At 63.3% G+C, this 15786-nt stretch carries 16 protein-coding genes; 6 read left to right on the top strand and 10 right to left on the bottom strand.

From position 1 onward, the window contains the following. Positions 1-4: 4 nt before the first annotated feature. On the top strand, positions 5-1345 hold the full coding sequence (locus tag ACQ4LH_RS07490) for a DEAD/DEAH box helicase (RefSeq protein ID WP_430696632.1): 1341 nt from the start codon (positions 5-7) through the stop codon (positions 1343-1345). Between the two features lie 2 nt (positions 1346-1347). Here ACQ4LH_RS07490 and ACQ4LH_RS07485 read toward each other — a convergent pair whose 3' ends face one another. From ACQ4LH_RS07485 to ACQ4LH_RS07475, 3 genes are all read right to left on the bottom strand, one after another. Next, a complete protein-coding gene (locus ACQ4LH_RS07485) occupies positions 1348-1809 on the bottom strand; it encodes a PAS domain-containing protein (RefSeq protein WP_430696631.1) in 462 nt (153 codons plus the stop codon). Between the two features lie 3 nt (positions 1810-1812). Then, positions 1813-2814: a response regulator gene (locus tag ACQ4LH_RS07480; protein WP_430696630.1), complete on the bottom strand. Its 1002-nt coding sequence runs from the start codon at positions 2812-2814 to the stop codon at positions 1813-1815. A 100-nt stretch (positions 2815-2914) separates the two neighbouring features. After that, a complete protein-coding gene (locus ACQ4LH_RS07475; RefSeq protein ID WP_430696629.1) occupies positions 2915-4156 on the bottom strand; it encodes a TIGR03862 family flavoprotein in 1242 nt (413 codons plus the stop codon). 113 nt (positions 4157-4269) lie between these two features. Between ACQ4LH_RS07475 and ACQ4LH_RS07470 the strand changes: the two genes are divergently transcribed. Further along, positions 4270-5403, top strand: coding sequence for an aminotransferase class V-fold PLP-dependent enzyme (locus tag ACQ4LH_RS07470; RefSeq protein ID WP_430696628.1), 1134 nt, complete (start codon positions 4270-4272; stop codon positions 5401-5403). A 77-nt stretch (positions 5404-5480) separates the two neighbouring features. Here ACQ4LH_RS07470 and ACQ4LH_RS07465 read toward each other — a convergent pair whose 3' ends face one another. The 4 genes from ACQ4LH_RS07465 to ACQ4LH_RS07450 form a co-directional block, all read right to left on the bottom strand. Then, positions 5481-5765, bottom strand: a complete 285-nt coding sequence (locus tag ACQ4LH_RS07465) for a hypothetical protein (protein WP_430696627.1) — start codon at positions 5763-5765, stop codon at positions 5481-5483. A gap of 316 nt (positions 5766-6081) precedes the next feature. Next, positions 6082-6906 carry a class I SAM-dependent methyltransferase gene (locus ACQ4LH_RS07460; protein ID WP_430696626.1) on the bottom strand — a complete coding sequence of 275 codons (825 nt, stop codon included), beginning with the start codon at positions 6904-6906 and terminating at the stop codon, positions 6082-6084. Positions 6907-6919: 13 nt separating this feature from the next. After that, complete coding sequence (gene ampC, locus ACQ4LH_RS07455) at positions 6920-8086, bottom strand: class C beta-lactamase (protein WP_430696625.1); 1167 nt, start codon at positions 8084-8086, stop codon at positions 6920-6922. A 57-nt stretch (positions 8087-8143) separates the two neighbouring features. Then, positions 8144-9064, bottom strand: coding sequence for a histone deacetylase family protein (locus ACQ4LH_RS07450; protein WP_430696624.1), 921 nt, complete (start codon positions 9062-9064; stop codon positions 8144-8146). A 178-nt stretch (positions 9065-9242) separates the two neighbouring features. Here ACQ4LH_RS07450 and tesB point away from each other — a divergent pair, with 178 nt between their 5' ends. Next, on the top strand, positions 9243-10112 hold the full coding sequence (gene tesB, locus ACQ4LH_RS07445; RefSeq protein ID WP_430696623.1) for an acyl-CoA thioesterase II: 870 nt from the start codon (positions 9243-9245) through the stop codon (positions 10110-10112). Continuing rightward, positions 10109-10696 (top strand): HAD family hydrolase, encoded by a 588-nt coding sequence (locus ACQ4LH_RS07440; protein WP_430696622.1) that lies wholly within the window; start codon positions 10109-10111, stop codon positions 10694-10696. The genes tesB and ACQ4LH_RS07440 overlap by 4 nt, the downstream gene beginning before the upstream one ends. Positions 10697-10700: 4 nt before the next feature. Here ACQ4LH_RS07440 and cueR read toward each other — a convergent pair whose 3' ends face one another. Continuing rightward, positions 10701-11099, bottom strand: coding sequence for a Cu(I)-responsive transcriptional regulator (gene cueR / locus ACQ4LH_RS07435; RefSeq protein WP_430696621.1), 399 nt, complete (start codon positions 11097-11099; stop codon positions 10701-10703). 22 nt (positions 11100-11121) lie between these two features. Next, positions 11122-13509 (bottom strand): heavy metal translocating P-type ATPase, encoded by a 2388-nt coding sequence (locus tag ACQ4LH_RS07430; RefSeq protein WP_430696620.1) that lies wholly within the window; start codon positions 13507-13509, stop codon positions 11122-11124. A gap of 149 nt (positions 13510-13658) precedes the next feature. Between ACQ4LH_RS07430 and ACQ4LH_RS07425 the strand changes: the two genes are divergently transcribed. Then, on the top strand, positions 13659-13871 hold the full coding sequence (locus tag ACQ4LH_RS07425) for a heavy-metal-associated domain-containing protein (RefSeq protein ID WP_160016058.1): 213 nt from the start codon (positions 13659-13661) through the stop codon (positions 13869-13871). On the opposite strand, the gene ACQ4LH_RS07420 is transcribed toward ACQ4LH_RS07425, so the two are convergent. After that, a complete protein-coding gene (locus ACQ4LH_RS07420) occupies positions 13858-14502 on the bottom strand; it encodes a TetR family transcriptional regulator (protein ID WP_430696619.1) in 645 nt (214 codons plus the stop codon). The two genes, ACQ4LH_RS07425 and ACQ4LH_RS07420, sit on opposite strands and share 14 nt — an antisense overlap. A gap of 138 nt (positions 14503-14640) precedes the next feature. Between ACQ4LH_RS07420 and ACQ4LH_RS07415 the strand changes: the two genes are divergently transcribed. Continuing rightward, a complete protein-coding gene (locus ACQ4LH_RS07415; RefSeq protein WP_430696618.1) occupies positions 14641-15780 on the top strand; it encodes an efflux RND transporter periplasmic adaptor subunit in 1140 nt (379 codons plus the stop codon). The last annotated feature ends 6 nt before the right edge of the window (positions 15781-15786 follow it).

The following is a 15786-nucleotide window of genomic DNA, read 5'->3' as shown; positions in this document are numbered from 1 at the left end:
CCCTATGACTTTTGCCTCCCTCGGCCTGATCGAGCCTCTGCTGCGCACCCTCGACAGCCTCGACTACAAAACTCCCACCGCCGTGCAGGCCCAGGCCATCGTGCCGGTCCTGCAAGGCCGCGACCTGATGGCTGCCGCGCAGACTGGCACCGGCAAGACCGCAGGCTTTGCCCTGCCGGTGCTGCAGCGGCTGATGATGGAAGGCCCAGAGGTGGCGAGTAATTCGGTGCGCGCACTGGTGCTGGTGCCGACCCGCGAGCTGGCCGAGCAGGTGCTGCAGAGTTTTATTACCTACGGTCAGCATCTGCCGCTGCGCAGTTATGCGGTGTATGGCGGGGTCAGCATCAACCCGCAGATGATGAAGCTGCGTAAAGGCGTGGACGTGCTGGTGGCCACCCCAGGCCGCTTGCTCGACCTGTTCCGGCAGAACGCGGTGAAGTTCAACCAGGTGCAAACCCTGGTGCTGGATGAAGCCGACCGCATGCTCGACCTGGGTTTTGCCAACGAGTTGGAAAGTGTGTTCCGCGCACTGCCGAAAAAGCGCCAGACCCTGCTGTTCTCCGCGACCTTCTCCGAAGCGATTCGGACCATGGCCGGCGAGATGCTCAATGACCCGCTGAGCATCGAGGTCAGCCCGCGTAACGCCGCCGCGAAGTCGGTCAAGCAGTGGCTGATCCCGGTGGACAAGAAGCGCAAGAGCGAGCTGTTTCTGCATCTGTATCAGGCCAAACGCTGGAGCCAGGTGCTGGTGTTCGTAAAAACTCGCAAGGGCGTCGACGAGCTGGAAGCCGAAATGCAGCGCCACGGCATCAGCGCCGACTCGATCCACGGCGACAAGCCCCAGGCCACCCGTCAGCGCGCCCTGCAGCGGTTCAAGGATGGTGAGGTCAAGGTGCTGGTGGCCACCGATGTGGCGGCCCGTGGCCTGGATATCGATGATATGCCGCTGGTGGTCAACTTCGATTTGCCCATCGTCGCCGAAGACTACGTGCACCGCATCGGCCGCACCGGTCGCGCCGGCTCTACGGGGCAGGCGGTGTCGCTGGTCTGCGCCGATGAAGTGCAGCTGCTCTCGGCCATCGAAACCCTGACCCAGCAAGTGCTGCAACGCGTCGATGAACCGGACTTTATCCCCGACCACCGCGTACCGCAGACCCTGCCCGGCGGCCAGGTGGTGAAAAAGCCGAAGAAGGCCAAGAAGCCAAAAGTAGTTGGCGGCGGTAAGGGCGGCAGCCTGGGCCGTTGGATGGAGGCTGACGAACCGGCCGCGCCGTCGGTCAAGGCGGTGCGCAAGGTGCCAAGCTTTGGCGGTAAACCGGCCAAGCCCGGTAAGTTTGTTAAATAATCTCAGCTGCGGGTAGCTGCCTGCGCCGCTTCCAGCTGCTTCTTGTGGGTGGCGGCGGCGGTCATGTCGTAGATCACCACACAGATATGTTCGACATCACCCTTGGCTCCGGCCAGCGGCAGCAGGGTGACGTTCTGGTACATAAAGTCTTCCTGGCCGGTGATTGGCTGGTAGTTCTTGAAGTGCATCAGGTAGGGGTGCTGCTCCCACAGGCTGAACGCGCGGGTGCCGAGCTGCACCACTGTATCGACCTTGCGCCGTAGCCAGGTTTCGTTGATCTCCGGGAACAGGCTGAACAGCGTTTTGCCGTGCACCTCATCCGGGCCCATGCCCGAATGGTTTTCCATAAAGCTGTTCCACACCTCCACTTGGTACTGGCGGTCGAGGACGATCACCCCGACATCGATGCACTGCACGATATCGAGCAGCCAGTGCACTTCTTGGATATCTATCTGTGCGGGCATGGCTTAACTCATCAGGTAGTTGATCTTGTTGGTCAGGCGTTTGATCGAGTCTTCGGTAAACAGCAACAGCAGGTCGAAGTGGATATTGTGCGCTTCCAGGCTGTAGCTGATTTCCACCGCCAGGGTCTTCTTCCAGCGGCGTTGGTTGAGGTGAATCAGCCGCTCGATGGAAGAGTGCTGGCCGAGCAGTTGCGGATGGCCCTGGGAGAAGCGCACGTCGATCTGTTCGGCAATCCCCGCCAGGCAGGCGCCGATCAGGATGCTGGCCAGGTCCAGAAGCATTTCCGAGGTTTCCAGATCGTCCTTCGGCTGCCAGTCGAGCAGGCGCGCCATATCGGCCACTTCTGAATCATGGAACAGCAGCAGTGACTCGCCGGCTATGCCGTCGCCGATAAAGCCCTGGCATACCGCGCTCAGGCGTTCGCCGCGCATGGCGTCGGTCAGGGTCATATGCAGTTCGCTGACCTCGAAGATATTCACCTGCGGCACCGGAAGCTGCACAAAGACCCCGAGCGCCTTGGCCAGCAGGGCGGCGGCGCGGCCCATGGCGACGTTGGTGACCTCGCGCAGGGCGTCGCGGAAATTGACCTTCAGATCATCAAGCACCGCCGCCTGGGCAATGGCGCCGGGCGTGGCCTTGGGGTCGAACAGACCGAGTTCGAGCAGCGTGGCGCGCAGTACCTCGGGATCGGCAGGTTTCTTGATAAAGGCCAGCGCGCCGAGTTCCTTGACCCGCCGTACGGCTTCTTCCTGCACGTCACCGGAAACCACCACCACCTTGCACGCCAGGCCTTCGGCGCGCAGCGCGGCGAGGGTTTCGTAGCCATCCAGCACCGGCATAGTCAGGTCCAGCAGCATCACCTGGCCCAACCCCTGGCGCAGCGCAGCAAGGGCTTCCTGGCCATTGGTCGCCTGGCTGATGGTCACTGGCCATTCTGGCGGCAGGGCGCGGATCAGCTGCTTGCGCGCCATGTTCGAGTCGTCGCAGACCACTAGAGGGATCACGGCTGGAGAGTACCTGTGCGCGTTGAAGAGCACCGCTCTGGGGCGGTTCTAACAAACTGTCAATCAAGCATAGTCGCTTGGGATTGCGCGCGAAGGCTTATTAGAGCGGGCGTTGCAGCCAGTCGAGTATGCCCTGGGCGGCGCGGCGGCCGCTGGCAAAGCAGGCGGTCAGCAGGTAGCCGCCGGTTGGCGCCTCCCAGTCGAGCATTTCCCCGGCGCAGAAGGTGCCGGGCAGCTGCTTAAGCATCAGCCCTGGAGTCAGCTGCGCGAAGGGCACCCCGCCGGCCGTGCTAATGGCTTCATCCAGCGGGCGTGGACGGACCAATGTGATAGGCAGCGCCTTGATCGCATTAGCCAGCTGCAATGGATCGTTGAACGCTTCCGCGCTGGCCAGTTCGCGCAACAGCGCCGCCTTGACCCCGTCGATACCGGCCTGGCGATGTAGGTGTTTGGCCATCGACTGCGAGCCGCGTGGCTTGCTCAAGGCCGCTTTTAGCTTGCGCAGCGGCGTCTGCGGCAGCAGGTCGAGGTGCACGGTGGCGCTGCCGTGCTGGTTGATCGTCTCGCGAATATCCGCCGACAGGGCATACACCAGGCTGCCTTCGATGCCGCTGGCGGTCAGCACACACTCACCCAGGCGCGGTGCTATGCCGGGCAGGTTAAAGCTGACGTTCTTTAGCGGCGCGCCTGCAAACTTGTCGCGCAGAAACGGGCTCCAGGCGCTGACATCGAAGCCGCAGTTGCTCGCCTGCAAGGGCGCGATCTGCACGCCACGCTCTTGCAGCAGCTGCACCCAGGCACCGTCCGAGCCTAGCCGCGCCCAGCTGCCGCCGCCCAGGGCCAGCAGGGTGGCGTCGGCATTTACTGTGTGTTCGCCGGCGGGTGAGGTGATACGCAGTGAACCATCGCTTTCCCAGCCCAGCCAGCGATGCCGGGTATGGATCTGTACGCCCAGCTCGCGCAGGCGCTTGAGCCAGGCGCGCAGCAGTGGCGCGGCTTTCATATCGGCGGGGAACACCCGGCCCGAGGTGCCGACAAAGGTGTCGATGCCCAGGCCGTGAATCCAGGCGCGCAGGGCGTTGGCATCGAAGTCCTGCAGTAGCTCGGCCACTTCCGCCTGGCGTTGGCCGTAGCGGGCGACAAAGGCCGGCTTGGCCTCGGAATGGGTGATATTCATCCCGCCCACCCCGGCCAGGAGGAACTTGCGCCCCACCGAAGGCATGCCGTCGTACAGATCGACCCGCACGCCGCCCTGGGCCAGCACTTCGGCCGCCATCAGTCCGGCGGGGCCGCCGCCAATAATGGCAACGTGAGGGGCGGGCTGTTGGTGGGTCGTAGTCATGATGAGATCGGCTGCGGTAAACGGGCTGGCATTCTAACCGAGGCCGCCGCGACCTTGTCATTTGCCCCGGCTTCGGGCAGGGTCGCTGGAGACTTTTCTGCCTGGAGCCCCTTATGTCTGACCTCTATCCCAGCATCGACCCCGACGGCCTGATCGAATACTCGGTGGTCTACACCGACCGCTCCCTCAACCATATGTCGCAGTCGTTCCAGGGCGTGATGAAGGATATTTCCAGCACCCTGAAGCAGGTCTACAACGCTCGCGCCGTCGCCATTGTGCCCGGTAGTGGCACCTATGGCATGGAAGCGGTGGCGCGCCAGCTGGCCACCGGGCAGAAGTGCCTGGTGCTGCGTAATGGCTGGTTCAGCTACCGCTGGACGCAGATCTTCGAGATGGGCCAGATCCCCTCTGAATCGATTGTGCTCAAGGCCCGTCCGGTCGCCGAGGGCAGCCAGGCGGCGTTTTCCCCGCCGCGATTGGTCGATGTGCTGGCAGTTATCGCCGCGGAAAAGCCCCAGGTGGTGTTCGCACCGCATGTGGAAACCTCTTCCGGGATGATCCTGCCAGATGGCTACCTGCGCGCGGTGGCGGATGCCGTGCATGCGGTTGGCGGCCTGTTTGTGCTCGACTGCATCGCCTCCGGCACCCTCTGGGTGGATATGCAGGCCTGCGGTATCGATGTGCTGATCAGTGCCCCGCAAAAAGGCTGGAGCGCTTCACCGTGCTGCGCCCTGGTCATGCTTAGCGAGGCCGCCCAGGCCCGCGTCGAAGCGACTCAAAGCACCAGCTTTGCCTGCGACCTGAAGAAATGGCTGCAGATCATGCAGGCCTACGAGCAGGGCGGCCACGCCTACCACGCCACCATGCCCAGCGATGCCCTGGCGCGTTTCCGTGATGCCATGTTCGAGGCCAAGGCCCTCGGCTTTGCCACCGTGCGCAGCCAGCAGCAGGAGCTCGGTGATCGCGTGCGCGCATTGCTCGCCAGCAAGGGCTTTAAAAGCGTCGCCGCCGAAGGCTTCGAAGCACCGGGTGTGGTGGTTTGCTACACCACCGATGGCAGCATCAAGAACGGCAGCAAATTCGCCGCTCTGGGCCTGCAGATCGCCGCTGGCGTGCCGCTGCAGTGCGATGAGCCGGCGGATTTCCAAACCTTCCGCCTAGGCCTGTTCGGGCTGGACAAGTTGGGCAATATTGAGCGCACCGTGGCGACTCTGGAGCAGGCGCTGGATAAGGTGTTAGCGGGGTAGAACCCTAGAGTGAAGCGCCCGGGCTTGAGGCCGGGCCAGCTTCTGTCGGTTCAATGGCGTCTTAAGCAAGCGGGTGGCTAGACAAAAGGCTGCCCGCCGAAGCCCCTGGGTAGCCGCTGCCGCCCTGGCAGGTCGGTGAGCCGCTGTTGCCAGGATGCGCGCCAGTCATTGCTCGCGTGGGCGATCTTGGCTTTGCGTGCGGCTCTTCGCGCCGCGTTGCGCGCGGTTGCGCGGTTTTCCTTAAACACCTCGGTGCCGCGGCAGCTGCGGCATTTCACCTGAGCGAATTCGGTGGTGGAACTGAGGTTGCTGCCATGGTGCCCGCAGGCGAGATGGCCGGCGACCCGGTAGTGAATGACCATAGGTGAATCTCCTTGGCAAAGAGTGCGCTGCGCAGCAGGGAGCCAGGCGATCAGCAAAAGCCTGATCGCTTAGGCATGCTGCCGTGGCGTCAATCACGCCGCAGCCGAGGGCCTCGAGACGCCTTGCACCTGTGCAAGAAGATGGGGTGGCCTAGCCCCTGTCTGGATCGCAGCCTCGTCGCCGGCTTGAACAAGCTCCGGGTTTGCTCGGCCGTGATCCCATCAGTGCGTTAGACCCCCGAGTCTGGGGCGGGTTCGTTGGCGAGGTTTCCAGCACGTAGGATGGCTATCGCTACGCTCAACGCCATCCTACGGTTTAGCCGACCTTGACCGCCTGCAGCGTATAGCTCAGCGGCAGTCTTTCTGGTTGGTTGTTTAGCCGCCACTCGCCATCTTCACCCAGGCTCATCTGGCCCGGCAGGGCGTCCCAGGGCAGGCTGGTGTGTTCTTCCAGGGCAGTCAGGCGCATGCCGTGACGCAGCAGCGCGGTGATGATTTCGCCCAGGCCGTGGTTCCATTCATGGGTGGTGGTGGCGGTCAGTTTGCTGTCGCTTGCCACATAGCTGTACTCGTCATTCCAGACCTGCGGCTCGCTATGTTCAAAGTAGGAGTGGACCATCTGCAGGGCATCCTGGCAGTCCTGGTCGAGGGTCATCAGTACGGGATGCATCTCGCGCAGAAACAGGCGGCCGCCGGGCTTGAGCAGGGCGGCGACATTGCGTGCCCAGTCATCGATATGCGGTAGCCAGTTCAGCGCGCCGATGCCGGTGTAGACCAAATCGAATGACTGCGCGCCGAGCATCTTGGCGGCGTCGTAGACCGAGGCTTCGACAAATTCGATGTGCTCACCGCAGCTGCTCGCCAGTTGGCGGGCTTGCTCCAGCGAGGCAGCGGAAAAGTCCAGACCGCTCATCTGCGCGCCGAGGCGGGCCAGCGACAGGGTGTCGGTGCCGATATGGCATTGCAGATGCACCGCACGCAGGCCGCTGATATCGCCGAGGCGGGGTAGATCAAAGCGCACCACCTCGGATAAATGCGCGGGCGAGGCGATAAACAGCTGGGCTTGGTAGTCGGGTGAGGCCGCATGCAAGGCGGCGCGCTCGTCCCAGTTGGCTTTGTTCAGCTTGAAAGAATCATCCATGACTATTTTCCATTCAGCGTTGGGGTGAATGCTTGTCCAGCGCGCTCAGTATGGCGTGCGCCGCTTTGATTCTGGCAGCGTTGGGGTAGTTCTTGTTGGCCAGCATGACCAGGCCGAGGTTCTGACTGGGGACAAACACGGCGTAGGCGCCGAAGCCGCCGGTGGAGCCGGTTTTATTAAACAGGCTGTTGCCCGACTCAAGTTCCGGTGGCGCGAGACGCTTCGCGGGTTGCGACTCCATGGCCATGGCAGGGGAGTTGCCGGCTTGCAGGCGCTCCAGGCTGATCGGGTAGGGGTAACGCTCCCAGCCGAGGCCCTGGGTCAGCTCGCCGACGCGGTAATAGCCTGTGTGGGTAATGGCGATGGCGCGCTGCAGGTCCGGGTTGAGGCCGGCAGGGCTGAGGTTGGCCTGGACAAAACGCAGCATGTCCTTGGCGTTGGTTTTCACCCCGTAGGCTTCGGCGTCGAGCATCCCCGGCGTAACCCGTAGCGGCTGGTTGTCTTTGCTGTAGCCGTAGGCATAGCGCGGCATCTGCGCCGCCGGCACCTGGATATAACTGTGCGGCATGCCGAGCGCGGGGAACAGCGTGCCTTCCATCAGCGTGGGAAACGGCTGACCCATGCTCTTGGAGGCGAGCAGGCCGAGCAGGCCGATGCTGGGGTTGGAATAGCGTCTGTGAGTACCGGCGATATGCTCGGGCTGCCACTGGCGGTAATAGGCGAGCATGCTGGCCGGGTCGGTCACGTTGTCGGGGAACTGCAGCGGCAGCCCACCGGCGGTGTAGGTGCCGAGGTTGAGCAGGCTGGCGTGTTCTAGCTTGCTGCCTTGCAGCTCGGGCCAGTGCTGGCCGGCGCTGTCGCTGAGGCTCAGCTTGCCGGTGGTCTGGGCCAATGCGGCGAGGGTGGCCGTGAGCGGTTTGCTGAGTGAGCCGATTTCAAACAGGGTGTCGCTGCTCACCGGTTGCTGATCGTCCAGGCGTGCAACGCCATAGTTGAAGTAGTGCGCCTGGCCATTGTGGCTGATCGCCACGGCCATGCCGGCGATGTCGTATTCCGCCATCACCGGGCGAATGGTTTCGTCCACCAGTGACTGCAGCTTGTCAGTTGCTTGGGCGGCAGTGCAGGTGCCGAATGCCAGTGCGGCCAGCAGGGCCGGCAGGGTGCTGAGTTTTGCGTACATGCTGTGTGAGATTCCTTGGTCGTGGGGATGCGCGATGTGACAGCGCGTGCGCTGGTTTTATCCCAGCCCGCGCGTCTGCCAGACCTTTGCTGCGCTGTGATGCAGTATGCCGTGGCGCCTGGCCAGGGCGATGCGGTCCTTGTCGTAGCCGCCGCCGATCAGCCCTACCACCGGGATATCACGGTCCAGGCAGTGGTTGAGCACGGCTGCGTCACGGGCAGCGATGCCGGCATCCGTCAGGTTGAGGTAGCCGAGGGCGTCGTGCTGGTGCACATCCACGCCGGCGTCGTAGAGCACGATATCCGGCTGGTACAGCGCCAGCAGGTAGTTGAGGGTGTCATCCACCACCTTTAAATAATCGGCATCGCCCATGCCGTTGGGCAGGGGGATATCCCAGTCGCTGGCGGCCTTGCGCGCCGGGTAGTTCTTTTCGCAGTGCAGTGAAACGGTGATCGCCTCCGGGGTGTTTTCCAGCAGGCGCGCGGTGCCATCGCCCTGATGCACGTCGCAGTCGAAGATCAGCACACGCTGGGCTTTGCCGCTGGCCAGCAGGTACTGACTGATCACCGCCAGGTCATTGAAGATGCAGAAGCCGGCCGGGTGATCGTAATGCGCATGGTGGGTGCCGCCGGCCAGATGGCAAGCCAGGCCATGTTGCAGAGCCTGCTCGGCCGCGAGCAGCGAGCCGCCCACGGCGCGAATGGTGCGCTGCGCCAGGGCTGCACTCCAGGGCAGGCCGAGGCGGCGTTGCTCTTCATAAGTCAGTTCGCCGCTGGCAAAGCGCAGGATATAGGCCGGGCAATGGGCCAGGGCGAGCACGTCTGTCGGGCAGAGTTCAGGGCGTAGCAGCTCGGCGTCGGTGCTTAGGCCGCTGTCCACCAGGTGATCGCGCAGCAGGCGAAACTTCTCCATGGGGAAGCGGTGGTTGGCCGGGAAGGGCGGGCTGTAATCGTCGTGATAAACCAGCGGCAGACGCATGGTGGCGGGCTCAAGCGGAAGTGGCCGAAGTATGGCGGCAGGCTCTGCTTGCGCTCAAGCCCAGCGGTCTATTGGCTAAAATGCTGCCATTATTGTCCGCATCCATCTTTCAGTCGGGCCGACAAGCGTTGGCAAAGTCTTTACCATCTCGCCCCACTGCGTTTACAGGAGAGCATGCATGAGTCAGGTGTTGAATGAGTTGGTCGCCCTGCTGACCCTGGAAACCATCGAAGAAAATCTATTCCGCGGCGTCAGCCAGGACCTCGGCTTTCGCCAGCTGTTCGGCGGCCAGGTATTGGGCCAGTGCGTCTCGGCGGCCAGCCAGACGGTGGATGCAGTGCGCCATGTGCATTCCATGCACGGCTACTTCCTGCGCCCAGGCGACGCCACGTTGCCGGTGGTTTATCAGGTGGATCGGGTGCGCGATGGCGGCAGCTTCAGCACGCGGCGGGTGACGGCGATCCAGAAGGGCAAGCCGATCTTTACCTGCAGCGCGTCGTTCCAGTTCGATGAAGAGGGCTTTCATCACCAGAACCCGATGCCGGAAGTGCCGGGGCCGGAAGAGCTGAAGTCGGAAACCGAGCTGGCGCGCATGGTCGAGGCGATGATTCCCGAGCGTATGCGTGAGCGTGCCACCAGCGACAAACCCATCGAAATTCGCCCGGTGACGCGCATCAATCCCTTCGCGCCCAAGCCGTGCGAGCCGATCAAGCATGTGTGGTTCCGTGCTGCCGCGCCGCTGCCGGACGAGCCACAGTTGCACAAACTGCTGCTGGCCTACGCGAGTGATTTCAACCTGCTGACCACCTCGATGCAGCCCCATGGTGTGTCGGTGTTCCAGAAGTTTATGCAGGTCGCCAGTCTCGACCATTCGCTGTGGTTCCACGGCAACCTGCGTATGGACGACTGGCTGCTCTACAGCATGGACAGCCCCTGGGCCGGCAATGCCCGCGGCTTCTCCCGTGGCAGCATTTTCAATCGCCAGGGCCAGCTGGTCGCCTCGGTTGCCCAGGAAGGCCTGACCCGCGTGCGTGAGGATTGGAAGTGAGCCTGAGCGCTGTCCGTCACTGGGTGTTTGATATGGATGGCACCCTGACCCTGGCGGTGCACGATTTCGAGGCGATCAAGCGGGCGCTGGATATTCCGCTGGCGGACGACATCCTCGGTCATCTGGCCGCATTGCCTGTGCAGGTTGCAGCGGCCAAGCATGCCTGGCTGCTGGAGCACGAGCGCGAATTGGCGCTGACCGCCGAGCCGGCCCCTGGGGCGATTGAGCTGGTGCGCGAGCTGCACGGCCGTGGCTGTCGCCTCGGCATTCTCACTCGTAATGCCCATGAACTGGCGTTGCTGACCTTGCGCGCCATCGGCCTGGATGACTGCTTTGCCGTGCTGGACGTGATCGGCCGCGATGAAGCGCCGCCCAAGCCCGACCCTGGCGGCCTGCTGCATTTCGCCAGAAGCTGGCAGGTCGCGCCGAGCGAGCTGGTAATGGTTGGCGATTACCGCTTTGACCTGGAATGCGCCCGCGCCGCCGGGGCGCGCAGCGTGCTGGTCAATCTGGCGGAAAACCCCTGGCCGGAGCTGGCTGACCATTTCGCCGTGGATTGCCGGGCGTTGCAGCAGGCGATCTAAGCCTTCAATGGCAGCAGCCGGACTCCAGATCCTTGAGGATCGGGCAGTCCGGGCGGTCGTTGCCCTGGCAGTTGTCCATCAAATCCTTGAGGGTGTCGCGCAGGCCGCTGAGTTCGCTGATCTTGCGTTCCAGTTCGGCGATATGCGTGGCGGCCAGGGCTTTGACGTCGGCACTGGCGCGTTGGCGGTCCTGCCACAAGGCCAGTAGCTGGCTGACTTCGGCCAGGGAAAAGCCCAGATCGCGTGAGCGCTTGATAAACGCCAGGCGATGCAGGTCCTGCTGGTTGTACTGACGGTAACCGCTGTCGGTGCGGCCGGCCTCAGGCAGCAGGTCGATGCTTTCGTAGTAGCGAATCATCTTGGCGCTAAGGCCGGTTTTCTTGGCGGCTTGGCCGATATTCATGTTTTTTCTCCTGCCCGGTGGCTTATTCGTGGTCCTTGGGCTTCCAGGTTTTCAGCAGCAACGCATTGCTCACCACGCTGACGCTGCTTAGCGCCATGGCCGCCCCAGCGAGCATCGGATTGAGCAGGCCGGCGGCCGCCAACGGAATGCCGATCAGGTTATAGGCGAAGGCCCAGAACAGGTTCTGGCGGATCTTGTTGTAGGTGCGCCGGCTGATATCCAGGGCGTCGGCCACCAGGCGCGGGTCGCCGCGCATCAGGGTGATGCCGGCGGCGTGCATGGCCACATCGGTGCCGCTGCCCATGGCGATGCCGACATCGGCGGCAGCCAGCGCTGGCGCGTCGTTGATGCCGTCGCCGACCATGGCCACCACCGCGTCTTTCTTTAGCTCGCTGATGATTGCGGCCTTGTCCGCTGGCAGCACTTCGGCGTGTGCGGCGCTGATGCCCAGGACCTCGGCCACGGCCTTGACGCTGCCGGGGTTGTCGCCGCTGATCAGATGGCTGGCAATGCCTTGAGCGGTCAGCGTGGCGATGGCCTCGGCTGCGCCTGGCTTGAGCGTGTCGCCAAAGGCGAACAGGCCCAGCACCTGCGGTTGCGGCGCCAATTCCAGCAGCCAAGACAGGGTGCGGCCTTCGGCCTCCCAAGCCAGGGCGTCGGCGGCCAGTTCATCGTGGTGCAGGAAGTGTTCTTCCAGCAGGCGCTTATTGCCCAAGGCCAGTTGCCGTTCGCCAATCTGCCCGGCGATACCGCGCCCGGCCAGCGCCTTGCTGTTGCTGACGTCGGCGAGGCTCAGTTGTTGTTCTGTGCACTGATCCAACACCGCCTTGGCCAGTGGATGTTCGCTGCCGCGCTGCAGGGCGCCGGCCAGTTGCAGCAGCTGGGTCGTGTCGCCGTCTACTGCACGCAGGTGGGCGATACGCGGCGCGCCGGAGGTCAGGGTGCCGGTCTTGTCGAAGGCCACCAGGGTTACCGAATGGGCGATTTCCAGGGCTTCGGCGTCCTTGATCAGAATGCCGTGGCGCGCCGCCACGCCGGTGCCAGCCATGATCGCGGTGGGCGTGGCCAGACCGAGGGCGCAGGGGCAGGCGATTACCAGCACCGCCACGGCATTTAGCAGCGCGGTTTCGATACCTGCGCCAAGCAGCAGCCAGCCGAGCAGGGTAGTTAGGGCGATCAGCAGCACGCTGGGCACGAAGACCTGGCTGACTTTATCCACCAGCTTCTGGATCGGCGCTTTCGCCGCCTGGGCATCTTCGACCAGGCGAATGATGCGTGACAGCACGGTTTCCGCGCCGAGGGCGGTGGTTTCCACCAGCAGACGGCCTTCGCCGTTGATTGCCCCGGCGGTGACGCTATCACCTGGCTGCTTGGGCTGCGGCAGGCTTTCGCCGCTGATCAGCGCTTCGTCGGCATGGCTCTGGCCTTCGCGAACCAGGCCATCGACCGGGAAGCGTTCACCGGGCTTGACCACAATGGTGTCGCCCAGCTGCAGCTCACCCAGCGCCACCCACTGTTCGGTGCCATCGCGTAGGCGCAGGGCGCGCTCCGGACGCAAGGCTTGCAAGGCGCGGATGGCGCTGCTGGTCTGGCGTTTGGCGCGGCTTTCCAGGTATTTGCCGAGAAGAATCAGCGTGATGATCACTGCTGAGGCTTCGAAATACAGATGCGGCATGCTGCCAGCCGGGCTTACCGCCCATTGATACAGGCTTAGGCCGTAGGCGGCGCTGGTGCCGATAGCCACCAGCTGATCCATATTCCCGGCACGGGCGCGCAGGGCGCTCCAGGCTGCGCGGTAGAAGCGCGCGCCGAAGATAAATTGCACCGGCGTGGCCAAGGCGAACTGCAGCCAGGCCGGCAGCATCCAGAGCAGGCCGAAGGGCTCGACCAGCATGGGAATGACCAGCGGTACGGTTAGCACAATCGCCAGCAGCAGCGACCAGCGTTCGCGCTGCAGCTGTTTTGCTGCCGTGGCCTGGGTTGTCTGTGGATCTCCGATCAGGCTGGCGTGGTAGCCGGCCTGGCTGACGGCCTGCAGCAGAGCGTTGTGATCGGTGCCACGCAGCACCTGCAGCTGCGCCCGCTCGCTGGCCAGGTTGACGCTGACCGAGAGCACTCCCGGTTGCTGCGCCAGGGCGTGTTCGATACGCCCCGCGCAGCTGGCGCAGGTCATGCCTTCGAGATTCAGCTCCAGGCGCTCGCTGGGCACCTCATAGCCGGCCGCACTGACGGCGTTAACCAGCTGTTCCAGGCTGTCGGCAGGCGCTTCGACCCGCGCCTGTTCACTGGCCAGGTTGATGCTGACGCTGGCGACATCGGCCACCTTGGCCAGGGCGCGCTCGACCCGCCCGGCGCAGCTGGTGCAGGTCATGCCGCTGATGGGCAGGTTGAAAGTAGTGAGGCTGGACATGGGTGGTCCTCTATTGAGTTCCAGCACAGGATCAACCTTGCCATGCTGGCAAGGTCAAGCCGTATTATCACTTGACCTTGCCCTTATGACAGGCCCAACACTGCATCGATCCGTTTACCATGGCGGCTTATTTATTTAGGAGGTTGTTTATGCAGGTTTCTCAGGTTCACGCATTCCGGGTTGATGGCATGACTTGCCAGGGTTGCGTCAAAACCATCACCGAGGCGCTGTTGGCGTGTGACCCGGCGGCTGATGTGAAAGTGAAGTTTCCCGGTGGCGAAGTGCGTGTGAGCAGCAGTGTGCCGGTCGATCAGCTGATGGTCGCAATCGTCGAGCAGGGCTACGGCGTTAGCCTGGCGTAAGCACGGCAGGGTTTGGCCAGTCGCGGATCAGCCCGCGAAAGCAGGCATCGACCATGGGCGCGGTGTCGCTGAGAGGGTCGAACAGATTGGGGTCGCGCGACCAGTCGTAGAACAGGCCGATCAGCAGTGCATGCACGGTGCGCGCGGCCAGGCGCGGCGTCAGCCCGGCATGCAGGCGCAGGCGGACTGACGGCGTGTTGAACTGCTGCTCGCAGAGCGCGATAAACAGGTTGATAAAGGCTTCTTGGCGCTCTTCGGCCTCGCGCAGTTCTTCGGTGAACTCACACCTGCGCAGCAGGATGGTGAAGATGCGCTTCTTCTGCGGGTCGCGGGCCAGGTTCTCGATGGCCTCGATACACAACTCGCGCAGGGTCTGCAGCGGGTCGTGCTCGGGGCAGCCGCGCATGCGTTCGGCCAGCTGCTCCGGCGGCAGCCGTACCTGATTGAGCATGGCGTTGAACAGGTCGGCCTTGTTGGCAAAGTGCCAATACACCGCGCCGCGCGTCACCCCAGCATGCCGCGCAATGTGCTCCAGGCTGGTGTGCGCCACGCCTTTTTCCAGGAACAGCGTTTCGGCCGCCTCAAGGATGGCGCAGCGGGTTTTCTCGGCTTCTTCTTTGGTTCGGCGCATGGCAGCAGGCGTATTTCTGGCTAGGCTGAGCACAAAGTGTAATGAACTTAAGGGTAATGTTCTATTTACAAACACTTGTGTATGTAACTAGCATTGCCGGTCTCAAACGTTGCGCCCCGCGTTTATTCGGAGACACCCATGTTTTTTCCCCGTCGTCTGCCGGTCACTGCCGGTTCCTTGCTGTTGGCTATTCTGGCCGCCCCGCTGTTTGCCGCCGATGCTCCGCCAGCTCCCGAAGTGGTGGTAGAAACGGTTAAGGCAGAAGCACTGCCGCTGGAGCTTGAGTACTCCGCACGTACTGCCGGTTTTCGTGAAGTGCAGGTGCGGGCCCAGGTCAGTGGCATTCTGCAGGAACGTACCTATCTGGAAGGTAGCCAGGTCAAACAGGGCCAGGTGATGTTCCGCATCGATCCGCGCACCTATCAGGCGGCGCTGAGCCGTGCCAAGGGCGCGCTGGCGCAGGAGCAGGCGCGCTATCGGCAGACCGAGCGTGACCTCAAGCGCATCCGCGAGTTGCAGAAGAAGGGCTTTGCCAGCGAGAGCGAGCTGGACAATGCCGTCTCCAACTTCGAGCAGAGCAAAGCGAATATCCAGGCCGCCGAGGCCGAGGTGCAGTCCAAGCAGATCGACCTCGACTACACCACGGTAAAAGCGCCGATCTCCGGTATCACCAGCAAGGAAACCGTTTCCGAAGGCAGCCTGATGGTGGCCGGCGATCCAAGTGCCAGCCTGCTGAGCAATATCACCCAGCTGGACCCGATCTACGTCAACTTCGCAGCTCCCGATTCCGATGTGGAAAGCGTGCGCAGCGGCCTGCAGAACGGCAGCCTGGTGCTGCCGGCAGACGGCAAGATGAGCGTGCAGATCAAGCTCGGTGACGGCAGCATCTACCCGCTGGAAGGCAAGGTGGACTTCACCGACAGCCTGGTGGATCGCGGCACCGGCACCGTCAGCGCTCGCGCCGTGGTGCCTAACCCGGATCAGACGCTGTTGCCTGGCCAGTTCGTCAGTGTGCAGGTCAAAGGCCTGAGCATCCCCAATGCGATGACTCTGCCTGAGCGCGCGATTGCCCAGGGCCCGGCCGGTACCTTTGTGTATGTGGTGGATGAAGGCGGTGTGGCGCGTATGCGTCAGGTCACCACCGGGCACACGGCCAAAGGCCGTTGGGTGATTGTTTCCGGCATCAACGCCGGTGACCGGGTGATCGTCGAGGGCCTGCCGAAAGTGCGTCCGGACAGCCCGGTAAAAGTTGCCGCCCCAGCTGCCAGCCAATCCTAAGGAGCG

This window comes from Pseudomonas peli, assembly GCF_050563605.1.
Taxonomy (GTDB): Bacteria; Pseudomonadota; Gammaproteobacteria; order Pseudomonadales; family Pseudomonadaceae; genus Aquipseudomonas; species Aquipseudomonas peli_A.
Note: the sequence above shows the minus strand (reverse complement) of the source record. Positions and strands in the feature narration are given on the sequence as shown.